Raw genomic sequence first — 19,143 nt, forward strand, 5'->3', positions numbered from 1 at the left:
CGCCCGCGCGGGCCGCTTCCGGCTCGCCCCCGGCCAGCAGCGTCTCGTACGTGTCGAACAGCGACTGTGCCAGCAGCCGGGCCGAGCTGCCGTCGAAGACGAGGTGGTGGACGCTGACGAGCACGATCGAGGTGTCCGCCGGGCGGGCGAACACCCGGATCCGCAGCAGCGGCTCCCCCTCCATGGCGAACGGCCGCTTGTGCTCGGCCTCCACGGCCTCCAGCATCCGCGCCTCGGGCAGCGCGCGCAGATCCACGCGCGCGTAGTCGAGCTCGCGGTCCGGGTCGACCGACTGCACGGGCCGGTCGCCGTCGCGGCCCAGGACCGTGCTCAGCACCGGATGCCGCCGGACCACCGCACGGCACGCCCGCTCGAACACCCCCTCGTCGAGCCCGGAGATCCGGAAGCACAGGGGGACGTTGTAGGCGGCCATCTGCGGATACGCCTTCTGGAGAGCCCAGAGACCGCGCTGGCCCTCGGAGAGCTCGTACGTCCGCGCGCCCGCCCTGAGCCGCCGCAGCAGGTCCCCGACCTCGCTGTCGGTGACCTTGCCCGCCCTGTAGTCGGCGATGAGGGCGCTGAGCTCGTGCTTCACTTCTGAGTTCTCTCTCCGTCGAGGAGCGCGATGGCGTCGTCGAGGTCCAGGTCGCCGTCACCGAGGCGCTCCAGCACCTCCAGGACCTCGGACTGCGGGGCGGTTTCCGGGGCAGGGCGCGCAGGGCCCGCGGGGACCAGACGGGCGACCCCTTCGGGGTACGCGTCCACCAGGTGCGCGGCCAGCTCGCCGACCGTGGCGTACTCGAAGAGCGCGCTGGGCACGAAGCCCGGGGCGACGCTCCCGCCCAGCTCGCGGGTCAGCCGGACGATCCCCAGCGAGTTCAGGCCCAGCTCCAGGAATCCGGCGTGCGGTGCGATCTCCTGAGCGTCGTGGCCCAACTGGTCGGCGAGCAGCCCGCGCAGGAACCTCGACGCCCGCTCTTCGGCGACGTCGGTGGTGTCCGCGAGGCGCGGCACCGGTTCGCCGTCGGCGAGGAAACGCCAGTGCGGGGCGGCGGGCCGAAGCTGCGGCTGCGGTTGCGGCCGTACGGGGGCTGCGGGCTCCGGAGCCGGTGCGGGCCAGGTGTCCGCTGCCGCCGACACCCAGTGCCGGTCCTTGGCGAACGGGTAGGTGGGCAGGTGAAGGCGGTGCGGTGGGACCGTGTGGAGCGCGCTCCAGTCGATCGCGTACCCCTCCAGCCACAGCTCGGCGATCTTGCGCCAGTTGCCCTGCGCGGCCCACCGGCCGACCAGTTGCTCGCGCACCTCGTCCTCGTCCAGCAGCCGTACGCCGGACGGGCGTGCGTCGACGCGGCCCCGCCAGAGGTTTCCGGAGGCGGCGTCACCGGTGAGGAAGCGGCCGAGGCCGTCCTTCACCTCGTCGAGGCTGTGGGCGCGCAGAACCAGCCGCTCCTCCAGGGCGACCCGGCCGGTCTGGAGGGTGTGGGCGAGGGCGGACAGGTCGAGATCGTCGTGCGCGTCCAGGAAGCGCAGCAGCTTGTGCGCGTACGCGCGCAGCCGGTCCTCGTCCTTGGCGGACAGCGGGACCAGCACCCCGCCGGGGACCTCGGACGGCCTCGGCGCGGGCGGCGCGGGCGCCTCCTCCAGGACGACGTGCGCGTTGGCACCGGTCGCGCCGAACGCGCTGACCCCGGCCCGGCGCGGCGCGCCGTCCTCGCTCTCCCACGCCGTCAACTCCGTCTGGAGCCGGAACGGCGAGTCGGCCAGGTCGAGGTACGGGTTGGCGCGCTCCGCCGGGACCAGCGGGGTGAGCGTGCGATGGTGGAGCTGGAGCACGGCCTTGGTCAGCGCGCTGATCCCGGCCGCCGACTCGGCGTGCCCGATCGCGGACTTGACCGAGCCGAGCGCGCAGAAGCCCGTGCGGTCGGTGCGCGCCCGGAAGGCCCGCTCCAGGGCCTCCACCTCCATCAGGTCGCCGATCTCGGTACCGGTGCCGTGCGCCTCCACGTATCCGAGCGAGGCGGGGTCGACCCCGGCCCGGTCCAGGCAGTCGGCGACGACGGCCTGCTGCGCGGGGGCCGAGGGCACCCGGAAGCCGGGGGTGCGGCCGGAGTGGCTGACCGCGCTGCCCTTGATCACCGCGTACACCGCGTCGCCGTCCTCGACGGCCCGGCTCAGCGGCTTGAGCAGCACCGCGCCCACGCCTTCGGCCGACACATAGCCGTCTCCCCCGGCCCCGAACGACCGCGCGGGCGCCTCCTGGGCGAGCAGACCGAGCAGGCCGTACGTGCGGTACTTGCCGGGGTGCAGGGAGAGGTTGACCCCGCCGGCGAGCGCGGCGTCGCACTCGCCCCGCCGCAGCGCCTCCACCGCGAGGTGCACGGCGTTGAGCGAGGACGCGCAGACCGTGTCGACGGCCAGGGACGGGCCGTGGAAGTCGCAGAAGTGCGAGACACGGTGGGCGATGGTGGCCGCGTTCAGGGCCTGCGGAACGCGCTGCCCCTGGCGTACGGCCTCCTCCTGGAGCAGGGCGTAGTCCCGGTGCATGACGCCGGCGTACACACCCACCGCACGCCGTCGCTCCCCGTCCCGGGCGGCGGCCAGCGCGTCCGGGGTGTACCCGGCGTCCTCGACGGCCTCCCAGCACACTTCGAGGAACAGCCGTTCCTGCGGGTCGAGTTGGGCGGCCTCGTCCGCCGGGATGCCGAAGAAGGCGGCGTCGAAGCAGTCGACGTCGTCGACGAACCCGCCCCAGCGGGACAGGCTCGCGTCCTGCAGCCACCGGCTCCCGGGCACCTCGCCGACGCAGTCCCGGCCCGCCTTGAGGTTCTCCCAGAACTCGGCGACGTCTGCGGCCTTCGGGTAGCGCCCCGCGATGCCGACGATCGCTATGTCCTGGCCGTTGATGGCGGAGGGCCGGGCCGCCTGCGGGGCCTGCGGCTGCTGGGCGATCCGGTGCTCCGGCGGAACCGGAACCCGTACGGGCGGCGCGGCGACGGTCGTTCCGGCCGCGCTCAGGTGGTCCGCCAGCGCCCCGACCGTCGCGTGCTCGAAGAGCAGCGTGGGCGACAGACGTGTGTCCAGGGCCTGCTCGAGGCGGGCGGCGACCTGGAGCAACTTGGCCGAGTCCAGGCCCATTTCGTAGTAGCTGGTGGTCGTGGAGACCTCACCGGCGGGTATGCCCAGCTGCTCGGCGATGACGGAGGCGACCACCGCGCCGACGGCGTCGGCGCAGGCCGACGGCGGCACGGGAGCCGGGACCGTGACCAGGGGGGTGACCGGCGCCTGTGCGCGGCGGGCCGGGTCGATCAGGCCCGCGTGCCGCACCAGCTTGCTACTGAAGTCGGCCAGTTCACCGATCTTGCGGCCCTCCGCGTCGAAGAACTCCATGGTGAAGCCGAGCAGTTCCTCGCTCTGGCGGACCGAGGACCGCCGCACCCGTGTGCGGCAGGCGTCGCCGAAGTGGGCGCAGGCGCGGAACGAGCCGTAGTGGAGCGGCAGGAACAGCGCGGGGGCGCCGCCCTCCGCGTACGCCAGGGCGCCGCTCGCGCCGACGGCGCTGCCGTCGATGAGTGTGGGGTGGAAGAGTTCCCCGCCCGCGCCCTTGGCGACGCCGAGCCGCACCCAGATGTCCTCGGCCCCGACGGACACCGTGCCGTCGGCCTTCATGGGCCCGGAGTGGGCCACTTCCCGGTCCCGGTAGGCGCCGTACACCTCGTCGAGGCCGGTCACCCGCGCCCCGGGCTCCACGTCGGCAGCAACCCGCTCGGTGAAGGTGACCGCGCTGGTGAGGCGGTGCATCTCGGCGGTGATGTACCGCTCCGCGTCGCCTCCGGTGACCTCGATGCGCCAGCCGTTCGCACAGTGCTCGACGGCCTCGACACGGATGTCGAGGGCGCTGTCGGCGTCCACGCCCAGCGGGCGGTAGATCGACAGGTCGCGCAGCTCCAGCGTGTCGTACGCGAAGCCCGCCTCGGCGAAGCACCGGTACAGCAGGTCTATCCAGGCCAGGCCCGGAAGCAGACGGCGGCCGTAGACGCGGTGGTGGTCCATGACCGGGTCACCGGCCGCGACGCGCCGGGTCCACACCCGTGTCCCGGCGGCTTCGGCAGGCGCGACCCGCGCGCCCGTGCGCACATCGGTCCGGGTCAGTTCCGGCAGTGCGACCGGACGGCGGGTGGCCGGATCGGCGGGCGCGGGGCGGTGCTTGAGGATGACGTGTCCGTTCGTGCCGCCGTCGGCGAAGCTGCTCAGCGCCGCGTACGGCAGCGCCGCGTCCGCCGCCTGCCGGGGGAAGGCGAGGTTGGCCGCGTCGAGGGAGAAGTGCTCCATGGGCTCCTGGCCCGAGCGGAACGGCACCATCCGCTGGTGGTGGACCATCAGCGCGACCTTGATGAAGGCGGCGATGCCCTCCGCGCAGAGCGGATGCCCGATGTTGGGCTTCATCGAGCCCAGGTGCAGCGGCGCGGCGGTCGGCTCGCCGTCGCGGTAGACCGCCTGGACGGCCTTGAGTTCAAGGAGGTCGGTGAGCTGCGAGCCCGAGCCGTTGACCTCCAGGTAGCGCACGTCCTGCGGCGCGCGGTTCGCCTGCCGCAGCGCGTCGCGCATGACCTGCTTCTGGGCCTGGAGGTTGGGGGTGGCGGGCCCGGCCGTACGGCCGTCGTTGTTGATGGCGATGCCGTCGACCACGGCGTACACCGTGTCGCCGTCCCGCTCCGCCTGCTCCAGCGGCTTCAGTACGACCACACCGCAGCCCTCGCCGAGGACCACTCCGGCGGCGCGGCGGTCGAAGAGGTGGAACTCTCCCCCGTCCTGCAACAGGCCCCGGCGGCCGAAGAGTTCGTGGTCCTCGGAGTCGGTGAGCAGGCTGACACCCGCCACCACCGCGAGGTCCACCGCCCCGGCCGCCAGCGCGTCGGTGGCGAGCTTCATCGCCACCAGCGAGGAGGAGCAGGCCGTGTCCAGGACCATGGCCGGGCCACGCCAGTTGAAGAACTGGGAGATGTTCGCGGCCAGGTAGTTCTGCCCGACCGTCATGATCGGGTTGCGTGCCCCGGCCACCAGGGCTTTGTCGGCCCGGCCCCAGCCACGTGCGCCGACGTACACGCCGGTGTTGCTGCCGTCGAGCTCGCCGAAGCGGTAGCCCGCGTGGTGGACCGCCTTGAGGCTCTCCTCCAGCAGCACCAGCGCCTGCGGGTCCATCGCCCGGACGTCTTCGGCGTGGAGCATGAAGTACCCGGGGTCGAACCCGTGGATGTCGTCGACGAGTCCGGCGGTGAAGTCGGTCGCCCGCCCCCAGCGGTCCTCGGGGACCGTACGGATGGCGGAGCGGCCCTGCGAGAGCAGGTCCCAGTACGCGTCGAGGTCGGGCGCGCCGGGCAGTCGGCAGGCCATGCCGATGACGGCGACGGGGCCCGCGGTGGGCGCGGCCGGTGCCGTGATCGCGGGCTCGGCCACCGCGGGGACGGTGACGGCCGGGGCGGGTGCGACGACGGCCGGGGCCGGGGCGGGCGTCTCCTGCGGGAGCGGCGCGGGCCGCACCGGCGCGAACTCGGCCGCGACCTCGACCCCATGCGCGCTGAGCAACCACGCCGTCAGCTCGTCAAGGGTGGGGTGCTCCAGGAGCGTGGACGGTTCGAGCGGCACGCCCAGGCGCTGCTTGATCCGCTGGAGGATCTGGGCGAGCAGGATGGAGTCGGCGCCGTAGTCCGCGTACGAGGTGCGCTCGTCCAGCACACCCGACTTCAGCTTGAGCTCGGCCTCGAAGGTCTCGCTCAGGAACGCCATCAGACGCGGACCGGCGTCGCCGCCGGGGGCGGACGCGGGCGCGACGGGGGTCGGGGAGGTGTGCGCCACGGCGCCAGCCGCCGGGGCCGTTTCCGCCATCGCGCGCCGCTTCGGCCGCAGCAGTGCCGCCGCGTCGAAGCGCGCTGGGTCGACGTGCACCGGCATGACCACCGGGGCGTAGCGCGAGGTCAGGACCTGGTCGAGGAGGTCGAGCCCCTCCCGGTCGGTGATGCTGAGCAGTCCGGTGTCGGTGTACGCCTGGTTCTTGACCTCACCGAAGCCGCTCTCGCGCCAGCTGGGCCACTGGACGCTGGTGATGGGCAGGGCGTGGGCGTGCGCCTGGGCGAAGTAGTCCAGGAACGCGTTACCCATGGCGTAGTCGCTCTGGCCCGCGCCGAGCGCGGGGACGGCGGCGGACACCGAGGAGAAGAGCACCACGAACCGGAGTGCCGCGGCGTCCAGGGCGGCCAGCAGGTTGCGGGTGCCCTCGATCTTCGGCGAGACCACGCGCGCGATGCCCTCGACGGGCTTGCGGACGAACGCCGGGTTCTCGGTGTCGACGAGCCCGGCGGCGTGGATGACGCCGGCGATCTTGCCCATCGTCGTCTCGATCGCCTCGATGCCCGCCGCGACCTCGTCGACGCGGTCGAGCGGCAGCGCCAGGACGCGCACCTCCACGCCCCGCGCCTCCAGGTCGAGCACGGCGCGGATCTTCGCGCGGACCGCCGGGGCGCAGGCCTCGGGGTCGTGCCACAGGTGGCGCGGGGGCAGCGGATCCTTGCCGGTCAGCACCAGTCGGCGCGCTCCGCGCCGCTCCACGAGGTGCCGGGCGCAGAGCAGGCCCAGGCCCCGGGTGCCGCCGGTCACCAGCAGCACCTCGTCCTCGGCGAGGTCGGCCCGTGCGGTGGTCTCGCGCGGGGCGAGATCTTCCAGGGCGGGCGCATGCCGGACGCCGTCGCGGTGACAGATCTCCGACTCGGCGCCGGGCCCGTCGAGCTCGCGCCGTACGACGGAGGCGAGCTCGGCGGCTCCCCGGGTCGCCGGGTCGAGGTCGAGGTGGCGCGAGGTGAGGCCGCCGTATTCGCTCTGGAGCATCCGGTACAGCCCGACCCGCGCCGCTCCCGCCAGGTCCTGCCGGGTCCGGGTGCGCCCGAACGCTTCGAGGCCCTGGGTCACGTACAGCACATCGATGTCCCGCGACGACTTCGCCGCAAGGACGCTCTGGAGCAGCGCCAGCAACTCGCCCGACGGCTCCCGTTGCGTCAGGCCGGTGAGATCGACGAAGGCGGTGGCCCGCTCGATCCGGCCGGCGAGCCACTGCTCGGCGCCGGGGCCCGACTCCACCAGTGTCGCCTCGTCGCACAGCCCGGCCAGTGCCGAGGCGAGCGGCGCGGTCGCGGCGTCGTGCAGGATGAGGGCGCTCACCCGGCCCGGGGCAACCCCGTCGAGCGGGGCCGGGAGCCACCGCTTGGCGAGCAAGCGCACATCGGCGCGCGGGACGACGGTCAGACCCTGGCCGACACCGTCGGCCGTGCTCGCGGCCGACTCCGGTACCCAGTGGCGGTCCCGGGCGAACGGGTACGTCGGCGCACTCACCCTGCGCGGTGCGTCCGCGCCGCTGTACAGCTTCTGCCAGTCCAACGAAGCACCCCGCACCCAGAGTTCCGCGATCCGGGCAAGATCTCCGCGCTCGGCGAGCCGGTCGGTGGTCCGCGCGAGCTCCTCGGCCGGGATCAGCGACAGGGCTTCACGCCCTGCCTTCACACTGCCGTGGACCAGGCCCACGACATCGGCCTCGGCCGCCAGATACCGCTCAAGGCGGTCGGCGAGCGAGGCGAACGAGTCGGCGACGACGGCGAGCCGGGCGTCCATCGCCTCGCGGCCGGTCTGCAGCGTGTACGCCAGATCGGCGGGCGCCACCGCACCGGGGCCGTCCGCCGACTCTTCCCGTACGAAGCGCAGCAGCCGGGCCGCGTAGGCGCGCAGTCGCTCCTCGTCCTTGGCCGACAGCGCGAACAGCAGCGGCTGCCCCAAGGAAGCGGTGCCGGGGCGGCGGGCTGCGCTTTCCACGTATTCCTCCACCAGAAGGTGAGCGTTGGAGCCACCCGCGCCGAACGAAGAGATCCCGGCGAGCCGGGGCCGGACCTCGCCGTCGACGACCGGGCGCTCCCACGCGCGCAGTTCCTGGTTGACGACGAACGGCGTGCCGCTGAAGTCGATGTTGGGGTTGAGGGTGCGCGAGTGCAGAGAGGGCGCGATCTGGCCGTGCCGCAGCTGCAGCAGCACCTTGGTGAGCCCGGCGATCCCGGCGGCGCTCTCGCAGTGGCCGATGTTCGACTTGGCCGAGCCGAGGTGGCAGTACTGGGTGTCGGCGGACGCCGTCGCCGCGCCGAAGGCCTGGCTGAGACCGGTGATCTCGATCGGGTCGCCGAGCTTGGTGCCGGTGCCGTGGGCCTCGACATAGCTGATGGCACGCGGGTCGACGCCCGCCTCGTCGAGCGCGTCGCTGATCGCGGCTTCCTGCGCCCGGGGGTTGGGCACGGTGTAGCCGTTGGTACGGCCGCCGTGCGAGACGCCGCTGCCCTTGATGACGCCGTAGATGTGATCGCCGTCGCGCTCGGCGTCACGCAGTGGCTTCAGGAGCACGACCCCGACGCCCTCGCCGGGGATGTAGCCGTCGCCGCCGATGCCGAAGCTCTCGCAGTGGCCCTTGCTGGAGATGAACTGGCCCGCGCTCAGGCTCAGATACTTGTTGGGGTGGACGGTGACGTTGACGCCGCCCGCGAACGCCAGCTTCGTCCGGCCCTGGCGCAGGTCCCGGCAGGCCAGCTCGATCGCGGTGAGCGAGCTGGAGCACATGGTGTCCACGGTCATGCTCGGGCCGTGCAGGTTCATCACGAACGAGACGCGGTTGGCGACGCTCGCGTAGCTGCTGCCCAGCGCGTTGGGGTTGCCACGCGGGGCGGCCCCGCCCGGGAAGAGCAGCTGGTACTGCCCCCACATCACGCCCGCGTACACACCGACCCGGCCCCCGACGCGGCGCAGCTGCTCGCGGGTGTGGCCCGCGTCTTCGAGCGCCGTCCAGGCGTGCTCCAGGAACAGCCGCTCCTGTGGGTCGAGGTAGTCGGCCTCGTGCGGGGAGATGTTGAAGAAGAGCGGGTCAAAGCGGTCGACCTCGGCGATGAAGCCGCCCCACTTGCTGTAGTGGCGGCCGGGTGCGGTGCGGTCCTCGCTGTAGTGCTCGCGCCAGTCCCAGCGGTCCTGCGGCACCTCCACGACGCAGTCGCGCCCGTCGCGCAGGTTGGCCCAGTACTCGGCGAGGTCACGCGCCTCGGGGTAACGGCCGGAGATGCCGATGACGGCGATGTCGAGTGCGGACGAGCCGGGCGCGGCCGGCTCGGTCACCTGAGCGCGGGGCGCGGGCAGCACGTCGGCGACCACGGCGCCGGTCGGCGCGACGGCGCCGTCCACAGCGGCTGCCTCGGCGGTCCCCACTGCCTGTGCTGCCTCGGCAAACAGCGCCTCCAGTACCGCCCGGTGCCGCGCGAGGAAGTATCCGCCCAGCTCGGCGAGCGTGTGGTACTCGAACAGGAGCGTCTTGGAGAGCGGACCGAACGTGGCCTCCAGCCCTGCCGTCAGCTCGGTGGCCAGAATGGAGTCCATCCCGTACGCGCCGAGGAGTTCGTCCTCCTCGATCTCCCCCGCGGCCAGCCCGGTGAGCCGGCCGAGCGCCTCCTTCAGGAAGCGGACGGTCCGCGCGGTGAGCGTACGGTCGTCGACCGCGCGTGACTCGGCGACGGTGACCTCGGCGACGACGTCGATGGGCCGCGGAGCAGCGGAACCCGTCTCCAAGTACGCCTGCAGCCGGACCCGTTCACCCGCGCCGACCACAATCTGCGGCTCGCCGGCCGTGAGCGCGCGGTGGAAGGCCTCGATGCCCGCCGACGTCGCCATGGGGACCATCCCGGCGCGCGTGTGCAGCGCGTCACGAGTGGCCGCGTCGACGCCCATGCCGCCGCTCTCCCAGAGCGGCCAGCCGATGGCGACGCTGCGCCCGGCGCGCTCGCCCGCGCCCACCAGGGCGTCGCGGTGGCGGGCGAAGTGGTCGAGGAAGGCGTTGGCCACGGCGTAGTCGGCCTGGCCGACATTGCCGGTCGCGCCCATGACGGAGGAGAAGAGGACGAAGAAGTCGAGGTCCTCGTCCTTGGTCGCCTGGTCGAGAGCGACCGCCCCGGCGAGCTTGGGGCGCAGCACCCGGGCGAACTCCGCCGCGGACTTCTTCAGCAGGAAGTTGTCGTGCAGCACGCCCGCGGCGTGCACCACTCCGTGCACGGCGCCGTGACGGCGCACGAGGTCGGCGACGAGTGCGGCGGTGCCGTCCGCGTCCGCCGCGTCGAGGACGTGGTACTCGATGCTGGCGCCGGTCTGCCGCAGCGCGTCGAGCGCGGCCCGCCGCTCCGCGTCCGGCTCGGCACGGCCGGTGAGGCACAGCACCGCGCCGCTCGCCCGGTGGGCGATCTCCTGGGCGAGGATCAGACCGAGGCCGCCCGCGCCCCCGGTGATGAGGTAGACACCGCCCTCGCGCCATACCACCGGCCCGGCATCGGGGAGTTCGCCCACCGGCTCCCAGCCGAGGACCCGGCGGCGCCCGCCTTCGTGGCGGACCTGCTGGTCCCGCGGGGCGCGCGCCCCCTCGGCAAGCGCCTCGGCGAGATCCGCGGCCGGGGCGTCGGCGGGCACGGCGACGACCTGCCCGAGGAGCAGCGGGTTCTCCAGGTGCGCGCTCTTCAGCAGACCGGACAGCGCTTCGTACGCGTACGGTTGGTCGCCGGTGGGCACCAGTGCCTGCACCAGTACGGGAGCGGTCGGCCTGCCGAGGAGGATGCCCTTGACGGCGTGCAGCAGCTCGACGGCGTGAGCGGTGACGGCCGCCGGGGCGCCATCGCTGTCGGCCGTCTCCGGCGGGTCAAGGAACGTGATCTGCGGCGCCAGCCGGCGCAGCTCCGCGAGCCGCTCGCCGAATCCGCAGGCCAGCACGGTGTGTGCGGTGAGGGCGGCGGGCTCAACGCTCGCGGGGGCGGGCCGGTCGTGCCAGACGGGCCGGAACAGGGTCACCGGGGCATCGGCCTGGCCACCGGCCGTCTCACGCGTGGAGTAGCCGCGCAGGGCCGCGAAGATGCTGCCGTGCTCGTCGCACAGGTCCAGGTCCCACCGCCGCACCCCGGCGGTGCTTGCGGAGGCCGCGCGGATCCAGGCGTACGCGGTCACCGGGGTCGGGCCGTGCACCTCCAGCGCGTCGAGCGCGAACGGCAGCGCCGCGCTCCAGGCTGTGCCCGTGCGGGCGTCGTGGATCTGCGGGGCGTAGACGGCCTGGAGTGCGCCGTCGAGAATGCTCGGGTGGAGCACGAAGGCGTGCCGGTCCTCGCCCAGCGCGTCCGGCAGGGCGAGCGCGGCCAGCATCTCGTCGTCGCCCAGGCGGACTTCGCGCAGGGAGCGGTGTGCGTCGCCGTAGTCGAGCCCGGCACCGCGCAGGGCGGCGTAGCACTCCTCGCCACCCAGCTCGGCCGTGTCCATCCGGGTCTTCAGCGAGGCCAGGTCCAGTACGCCGGGCTCCTGAGCGGCCCCGCGCGAACCGGTGCCGCGCGAGTGCACGACACCGTCGCTTCCCCCGGTGCCGATCTCGTACGTGAAGCGGCCCTCGCCGTCGTCCGTCAGGGCGGTGTACGCGGCGCGGGGCTCGTCGGCGACGACGAACGGCCGCTGCCACACCACATGGGCGAGCCGCACCGGCCCGTCGGTGTCGGCCGGGAGAACACGGACCAGCGCTTCCCGGGCCATCTCCAGATACGCGACGGCGGGCAGTACCCGCCGGCCGTGCACCCGGTGGTCGCGCAGGAAGAAGTCCCGGCCGGAGAGGGTCACGCCGTAGCGGGAGGCCTCGTGCGACTCCGGGGCGCCCAGCAACGGGTGGACCCGCAGCGGCGGTTCGGCCTCAGGGGCCGCTCCCGTTCCTGGCTCGTCGTCGAGCCAGTACCGCTTCTTGGCGAAGACGTGCGTGGGCAGCGGTACACGCCGGGGCCGCGGGCCGTCCTCGTACAGCCGCTCCCAGTCGACGTCCTCGCCGCGCACCCAGGCATCGGCCAGCGGCCCGGGATCGCGCCCGGACACTGGCGCGGCAGCCGGTGCTCCGGCCCGCCGCCTGGCGCTGCCCCGATGACTGTCCGCACCACTGCCACCCGCGAGGAAACGTTCCAGCAGAGCGACCAGAGCATCCGTGCCCGCCGCCACGAGTGCCAGGCGCTCGCTCAGGGCCTCGCGGCCGACCTGCGAGGTGTACGCGAGATCGGCAAGCCCGGCCGCGTCCGGCCGCGCCCGGCGGACGTGGCCCAGAAGGAGCTCCGCCTGCCGTACGAGCTGCGGCTCGCTCTCGGCCGACAGGACGACGAGTGCAGGGGCGGCGGGCAGGGCCGGCCGCCGGGCGTCGCCCGTCATGGACTCGACGTACTCGGCCACGATCACATGCGCGTTGCTGCCGCCCGAGCCGAAGCTGCTGACACCGGCGAGCCGCGTCCGGCCGCCTTGCGGCTCCCAGTCGGTGAGCCGGTCGACCACCGAGAACGGTGAACCCGCCAGGCTGATCTGCGGGTTGAGCTCGGTGTAGTGGAGCGAGGCGGGCAGAGCGCCATGCCGCATCGACAGGACGATCTTGAGCAGGCCGGTGATGCCCGCGGCCGCTTCGAGGTGGCCGAGGTTGGTCTTCACCGAGCCGAGGCCGCACGGGGTGGTGCTCCCGGCGAACGCCCGGGTCATGCCCTGGACCTCGATGGGGTCGCCCAGCGCGGTCCCGGTGCCGTGCGCCTCCAGATAGCTCACGTCGCAGGCTTCGACGCCCGCGTCGGCCAGCGCCGCGCCGATGAGCCCGGCCTGCATGGCGGCGCTGGGCACGGTCAGACCGCCCGACTGGCCGCCGTGGTTGGTGGCGGTGCCCTTGATGACGGCGTGCACGCGGTCGCCGTCCGCGAGCGCCTTCGCCAGGGGCTTCAGCAGGACGACGGCGCCGCCCTCGGAACGCACATAGCCGTTCGCGGACGCGTCGAACGTCTTGCACATTCCGTCGGGCGACAGCATGCCCGCCTGGTGGTAGGCGACGCTGTTGGCCGGGTGGCACAGCACGTTGACGCCGCCCACCAGCGCGGTCTCGCAGTCGCCCGCGCGCAGCGCCCGTACCGCCGAGTGCACGGCGACCAGCGAGCTGGAACAGGCGGTGTCCACCTGAACGCTGGGGCCGCGCAGGTCGAAGAAGTAGGACACGCGGTTGGCGATGATGGCCATGGAGGTGGTCAGGCCGCCGTGCGCGTGCACCGGCAACCGGCGGGTGTCCATGACGCGTTGGTAGTCGGAGCCGCTGGCGCCGATGAACACGCCCATCGGGGTGCCCGAGACGGCGCTCGCCGGGTATCCGGCGTCCTCCAGGCAGGCCCAGCCGAGCTCCAGCATCCAGCGCTGCTGGGGGTCCATGCGCCGGGCCTCGTTGGGCGAGATACGGAAGAGCCCGGGCTCGAAGCATGCCGCGTCCTGGACGAAGCCGCCGCGGTCGATGCCGGGGTGGGTGTCGGGACCGATGCCGTCGGGCCACTGCCAGCGGCCGTCCGGAAGGGTGCCGACGGCCGAGCGTCCGTCCGCGAGGAGCTCCCAGAGCGCGCTGTAGTCGTCGACGGCGCCGGGCAGTCGGCAGGCCATGCCGATGATCGCGATGTCGCCGTCGGCGGCCTCGCGGGCTGTCGGCGCCGACGCCTGGACGTCGGCGGATTCCGCCGGCTCCGGCTCGTTGCCGCGCACGCCGTCGAGAAAGGAAATGATTTTGGCGCCGGTGTTGTACTCGAAGAAGAAGAGGGGTTCGAGCGAGATCCCGTAACGGCCCTCGATTTTGTCCTGGAGGTCCAGGAGACTCGCCGAGTCGAGGCCGAGTTCGAACAGCGGGGTTTCCAGGGAGAGTTGCACGTTCTCGGCGTCGGAGGTATCGCCGAGGAGCTCTTCCAGGAATGCCAGGATTTCGGCGGTCAATTCGGTGGTCGCGGGCACCGCTGCCGGGGAATTCGTCTGAGATTCAACGGCCGTTTCCCGCTCCAGCCGCTTCGCATTGTCGAGCCTGGTGGCCAGATCGTACTCGACCAGAACGCCGTTACCGCCGTTGACCAGATCGCCCGGTCGATAACCCGGCACGAGGCAACGTATCTCAGCACCGTGCAGCTGGTGCATGCGCAATACGGTGTCCAGGCAACGATCTTGCACATTCTTTGCCTGGATGTAGTCCGCGAGCTCGATCCCGGGATGCCGCTTGAAGTCCTTGCAACGGGTGACACCGACGGCCATGGCTACGCCAGCGACCTCGCCGCTCCACTCCAGCAGGTGTTCGAGCAGGGCATCACCATACCCGAAGCTCTGCTTCCGCGGATCGATGTTGAGGGACAGCACGTGGGCGACGGCCCCGTCGGCGCGGTGCAGCCGGTCCGCCGTGTCGAACCGTACGGTGCGCAGGGCATTGGGGTCGGCGATGCGCTGGGAATAGATGACGCCCCAGACCGCACCCTCGTCCTCGATGACGAATTGGCTCTGCGGGTTGACCGTGAGACGACGCCGGATCACCCGTGCCGAGACCCGCAATTCCTCGGCCCAGCACATCTCTTCCAGCTCCATGAGCCGGGTGAGATCGGACAGCCGGGCACGACGAATGGTTCCCTTGTGCTCGCGAAGCATAGATGAAGCGACCCGTCCCCCGAGTGCCGGGCACTTCACAGTGGCCGAACGACCGTAATTTCCGCTTGCGGCAGGCTGCGGCAGCCGCAAAATATACACTCGATCGGGAAGTTCACCAGAAGAGGTTGACCGCCCGGTTCCGTATCTCACATGACGCCCCCGGAATCGTCAAGCGCTGCACGTCGCGACCGCCGACGGGCGCCCGGGGCGCCGGCCGCGAGCCCTAGGCTGATGGACGACTCCGCTAAGAACTTGAATGCTGGACTTCACCCGAAGTGCGCCTGGGAAGAAGGATCGACCGTGGCAGGATCGTCCATGAGCAGCCCCTGGATCCGGCGGTTCCGCCCCGCCCCGCAGGCCGCCACCCGGCTCGTCTGCTTCCCGCACGCGGGCGGCTCGGCCACGTACTACTTCCAGGCCTCCCAGTCGCTCTCGCCCGAGGTCGATGTGCTCGCGATCCAGTACCCCGGCCGCCAGGACCGGTTGGCCGAACCGTGCATCGAGGACATATCCGTCCTTGCCGACCGCATCGCCGAGCAGCTGGCCCCCTGGACGGACCGGCCGCTCACCCTCTTCGGCCACAGCATGGGCTCCGTCGTCGCGTACGAGGTCGCGCTGCGCCTGGAGCGGCGCGGCACCGTCCCGTTGGGGCTGTTCGCCTCGGGACGCCGTGCCCCTTCTGTCGTACGTGACGGATATGTCCACCTCGGCAGCGACGAGGACATGCTCGCCGAGCTGAAGCGGCTCAGCGGCACCACCGCACAGGTACTCGCCGACGAGACGCTGCTGCGGATGGTCCTGCCGACGATGCGCAGCGACTACCACGCCATCGAGACCTACCGCCCTTCCCCGGCCCCGCCGCTGAGCTGCCCAATCGTCGCCCTGTCCGGCGACGACGACCCGGTGGTCGAACTCGACGAGGTCGCCCTGTGGGAGCGGCACACCTCGGCGTCCTTCCGGATGCGGGTGTTCTCGGGCGGCCACTTCTTCGTCGACGACCACCTCCCCGCCATCACCCGCGAGATCCGCGAGCACATCGCGACCGCGAACGCCCGCTGACCGGTTCCGACGCCGGGGCCGTCGAACCCCGGCGCCGACCGGCTCGTACCCGTATGTCACCCTGACCCGAGCACGCAACCAAGGAGTGGACGACCGCATGGAGCCGCACGCATACGCAGCCTTCGACGCGGTCGGTCTGCGCGAGCTGATCCGTACGCGCGAAGTGAGCGCCGCCGAGGTGGAGGACGCCGCCCGGCGTGCGGTCGAGCAGGTGAACGCCGATCTCAACGCCCTGACCGGGCCGTTGTTCGACCCGGCCCCGGCGCATGAGCCGGACGGGCCGCTGGCCGGAGTGCCGTTCGTCATCAAGGACAGCGGCCCCTTCACCCAGGGCGTGCCGTTCACCCTGGGCAGCCGCAGCATCCGTGGCGCCTACGCCCTGGTCGACCACGATCTGATGGCCCGCTTCCGCACCGCCGGACTGGTCGCTCTCGGCCAGAGCACCGCCCCCGAGTTCGGCCTCAACTTCGCCACCGAGTCGGTTCGCTACGGCGTCACCCGCAACCCGTGGGACCTGGAGCGGGGCGTCGGCGGCTCCAGCGGCGGCTCGGCCGCGCTCGTGGCCGCCGGAGCAGTGCCGTTCGCACACGCCAACGACGCGGGCGGCTCGATCCGCGTCCCGGCCTCCTGCTGCGGCCTGGTCGGCCTCAAGCCGAGCCGCGGCCGCACCCCGTCCGGACCGCTCACCGGCGAGGCCGCCTTCGGGCAGCTGGTCGAGTTCGGCCTCACCCGGACCGTACGGGACGCGGCACACCTGCTCGACGCGGTATCCGCGCCGACGGTCGGCGAGAAGTACCCGCTGGCACCGGTCGCCCGCCCGTACGCCGACGAGATCCGCACCGACCCGGGCCGACTGCGGGTCGCGCTGACGACCGTGCCGTGGTCGGGCGTGCCCGTAGACCGCCAGATCGCGGAGGCGACCGTCGCCGTCGGCCAGGTCCTGGAGTGGATCGGCCACACCGTCACGGAGGCGAGCCCCGACGTCGATGCCGACGAGTTGGTGGAGGCGGTCATGCTCAGCGCCGTCTCGACCGGCGGCGCAGTGCTGCGGGGCGCCCCGCGCCGACCCGACCCGTCCGCACTCGAAGGCGTCTCGCGCCGCGTCCTGGCCGAGGCCGAGTCCTTCACCGCGCTGGACGTCCTGGCCGCGATGGAGGCCCAGCACCTGGTGACCCGGCCGATCGGCCGCTTCTTCCTCGAGCACGACCTGCTGATCACCCCGACGCTGGCCCAACTCCCCGCCCCGCACGGCACCCTGGACTATGACGACGCCCGCCACAGCGTCCGCTCCTGGCTCCGCCGCATCTTCGAACACGGCCCGTTCACGGCCCTGTTCAACGTCTCCGGCCACCCCGCGATCAGCCTCCCCCTGGGCCAGAGCCGCGAGGGCCTGCCCATCGGGGTTCAACTGATCGCCGCCCATGGCCGCGAGGACCTGCTGCTGCGGGTGGCGGCGCAGCTGGAGCAGGCAGTGCCTTGGACGGAGCGACAGCCCGGGGTTTACGTGGATTGAGGGGCCGGACCTCCTCCCCGCCGGTGGCTATACCGGAGGTAGCTCCGCTGCCGAGGCGCTGAGTGACGGGGAAGGGCGTACGGAGGCGTTGCGTGGGGCGGCCGGGACGGCGGTTACTTGTTCCGGGAGCCGGAGGAGCGCTTGCGGCCGGAGGTGCCGGGCTTGCGTCCCTGGGAGCCCTTGCGCGGGGCGTCGCCGCGTGCGGCTTCCTTGCGGGTGGCCGGGGCCGGGGCGTCGTTGCTCCAGTGGGACGGGCGGTCGAGGCCGTCGGGGAGGAGGGTGGCGGCGTCGCCCTGTGCCGCGTTGACCTGGGTCTGGGTGAGGAAGAGGCAGTCGGTGAGGTCGGCGCCCGCGAGGTTGGTGTCGCGGAAGTCCGCGCCGATGACATCGGCGAGCCGCAGGTCCGCGCCGCTGAGGTCGGCGGCGATGAGATACGCGCCGCGCAGATCGGCCCCGTGCAGGTCGGCGCCCTTGAGGCGGGCACCGAACAGGTCGGCGCCCCGGCGGTCCTTCTTCTTGCCCCGGACCTCGGCGCGCACCAGCTCGCTGGTGCGCAGCAGCAGCGTGTTCACCTCGGCGCGGTGGGCTGCCACGTCGAGGTTGAGCAGGGTGTCCACGTCGCTGAGGGTCAGGCGCTCGATCTTCTCCCGCTGCGCCTGCACCTGGCGGTGGACAGGGCGGGCGGCCGGGCGGGCCAGTGCCTCGGAGAGGTACCAGAGCAGCTCGTGGAACTGCCGCATCACCGGGAGCGCGGCGAACATCTGCTGGGCGCCGTCCGGGCTCTCGTGCCAGTTCCGGCCGACAAAGGTGACCTGCGAGATCTTCTGGCCCGCGCCGAAGCAGTCGTACACCGTGCAGCCCTGGAAGCCCGTGGGGCGCAGCTTGTCGTGGATGCCGCAGCGGAAGTCCTGCTGGAGGTTGGGACACGGGTCCCCGACGGCCTTGTCGATCGCGAAGTCCGTCGAACGGGAGAACGCCAGCGCGACACAGCACAGGCCGAAGCAGTTCGCACAGTCGGCCCGCAGCTCGGAGCGGTCGCCCGCGGGACGGCCCGCGGGGACCTGCTCGTGCACGCGGTTCTCGGATGTCTCGGACAAGGTGGGTGATCTCCTGCGCTGTCGGCCCCGGCACGGCCCTTGATCGGACCCCTGACGGACCGCCTGGGCCCCCGTCCGGGCAGGTCAAGCCTATCGTCTCTACATAGCTGCGACCGCTGTGGCCGCATCTCGCTGCCGGAGAGTCCGGGGCTTGAGATAGAACGTCGGCGTAGATGCCGCAGCACTTGAGCAGATGCTGGAAGAGACCTTCGATCACGCCGTCGCGCACCACGGGTACACCAATTATATGCGGAAGAGGTACCGCAGGACCTCGACGGGTTCGTCTGGTGTGCGGCATCTCGTGGCGGGACCGGGGTTGGGCGAGCCGGCCACTGCCGTGGTGCTGGTGCCGGTCCATCCGCAGACGGGGGCAGTGTGGCAGCCGCGCGCCGGGGCGGTGCCGATACCTGTGGATGCCGCGCTCTGGGCCGAGCTCGCCTTCCCATCGGGGCGCGGCGGCGGCCGACCGACGCACGAGAGCGAGTGATCGCCATGTCCGGCCGGACCGACGGGCAGGCGGCGTACAGATTCCGGCCGCTCCCCCCAGCCAGCAGGCTGACGCTCGATCCCTTTGGGCGCCTGCGCAGACCGGGCCGCCGTGTCCGGGCCCAGAGCGACGACGGGGCTCGCCTCGTCCTTCTCAAGTTCCCTGGCGAACCGGCAGCCACGCTCGAACTGGCCCACCGTCCCGGCGCCGGACGCGTCGACGTGGGCAGCGGTTTCGACCATCTCGCGATCCAGGTGGACACGCTGGCCACCACCGTGGAGACGCTGGCCGAATCCGGCCTGGAGCCGGGGCCCGTCCAACACCTGGGCGGCCCCCACGGCCCGAAGACGTCGTGGCTCACCGACCCGGACGGTTACCGGATCGAGTTGGTGGAGTGGCCGCCCGGACATCCCGATGGCATCACGGAAGCAGACTTCTCCTGATGG

The 19,143-nt window shown here is 72.4% G+C and carries 7 protein-coding genes (1 of these 7 cut by a window edge); 4 read left to right on the plus strand and 3 right to left on the minus strand.

The window, feature by feature from the left end:
• A protein-coding gene (locus BG418_RS08850) for a non-ribosomal peptide synthetase (RefSeq protein ID WP_188273168.1) crosses the window boundary here: on the minus strand, positions 1 to 595 show its 5' end (the start). It extends 21,116 nt beyond the left edge of the window; 595 of the gene's 21,711 nt are visible here — the first part of the coding sequence; it begins with the start codon at positions 593 to 595; its stop codon lies beyond the left edge, outside the window.
• Positions 592 to 14,541 carry an SDR family NAD(P)-dependent oxidoreductase gene (locus BG418_RS08855; protein ID WP_188273169.1) on the minus strand — a complete coding sequence of 4,650 codons (13,950 nt, stop codon included), beginning with the start codon at positions 14,539 to 14,541 and terminating at the stop codon, positions 592 to 594. The genes BG418_RS08850 and BG418_RS08855 overlap by 4 nt, the downstream gene beginning before the upstream one ends.
• Before the next feature lie 315 nt (positions 14,542 to 14,856).
• Here BG418_RS08855 and BG418_RS08860 point away from each other — a divergent pair, with 315 nt between their 5' ends.
• On the plus strand, positions 14,857 to 15,600 hold the full coding sequence (locus BG418_RS08860; protein WP_188273170.1) for a thioesterase II family protein: 744 nt from the start codon (positions 14,857 to 14,859) through the stop codon (positions 15,598 to 15,600).
• Positions 15,601 to 15,697: 97 nt separating this feature from the next.
• A complete protein-coding gene (locus BG418_RS08865) occupies positions 15,698 to 17,113 on the plus strand; it encodes an amidase (RefSeq protein ID WP_188273171.1) in 1,416 nt (471 codons plus the stop codon).
• A gap of 113 nt (positions 17,114 to 17,226) precedes the next feature.
• On the opposite strand, the gene BG418_RS08870 is transcribed toward BG418_RS08865, so the two are convergent.
• Positions 17,227 to 18,210: a pentapeptide repeat-containing protein gene (locus BG418_RS08870; protein ID WP_223184547.1), complete on the minus strand. Its 984-nt coding sequence runs from the start codon at positions 18,208 to 18,210 to the stop codon at positions 17,227 to 17,229.
• A gap of 247 nt (positions 18,211 to 18,457) precedes the next feature.
• On the opposite strand from BG418_RS08870, the gene BG418_RS08875 reads away from it, so the two are divergent.
• Both BG418_RS08875 and BG418_RS08880 read left to right on the plus strand, forming a co-directional pair.
• On the plus strand, positions 18,458 to 18,697 hold the full coding sequence (locus BG418_RS08875) for a hypothetical protein (protein ID WP_188273270.1): 240 nt from the start codon (positions 18,458 to 18,460) through the stop codon (positions 18,695 to 18,697).
• Positions 18,698 to 18,702: 5 nt separating this feature from the next.
• On the plus strand, positions 18,703 to 19,140 hold the full coding sequence (locus BG418_RS08880; protein WP_223184548.1) for a VOC family protein: 438 nt from the start codon (positions 18,703 to 18,705) through the stop codon (positions 19,138 to 19,140).
• Positions 19,141 to 19,143 lie beyond the last annotated feature (3 nt).

This window comes from Streptomyces sp. CBMA152, assembly GCF_014596475.1.
Taxonomy (GTDB): Bacteria; Actinomycetota; Actinomycetes; order Streptomycetales; family Streptomycetaceae; genus Streptomyces.

What these genes read in the sequence shown, in the direction of transcription:
- BG418_RS08855 (WP_188273169.1), bottom strand. Translation starts at nt 14,541, where the DNA reads ATGCTTCGCGAGCACAAGGGAACCATTCGTCGTGCCCGGCTGTCCGAT.
- BG418_RS08865 (WP_188273171.1), top strand. Translation starts at nt 15,698, where the DNA reads ATGGAGCCGCACGCATACGCAGCCTTCGACGCGGTCGGTCTGCGCGAG.
- BG418_RS08860 (WP_188273170.1), top strand. Translation starts at nt 14,857, where the DNA reads ATGAGCAGCCCCTGGATCCGGCGGTTCCGCCCCGCCCCGCAGGCCGCC.
- BG418_RS08875 (WP_188273270.1), top strand. Translation starts at nt 18,458, where the DNA reads ATGCGGAAGAGGTACCGCAGGACCTCGACGGGTTCGTCTGGTGTGCGG.
- BG418_RS08880 (WP_223184548.1), top strand. Translation starts at nt 18,703, where the DNA reads ATGTCCGGCCGGACCGACGGGCAGGCGGCGTACAGATTCCGGCCGCTC.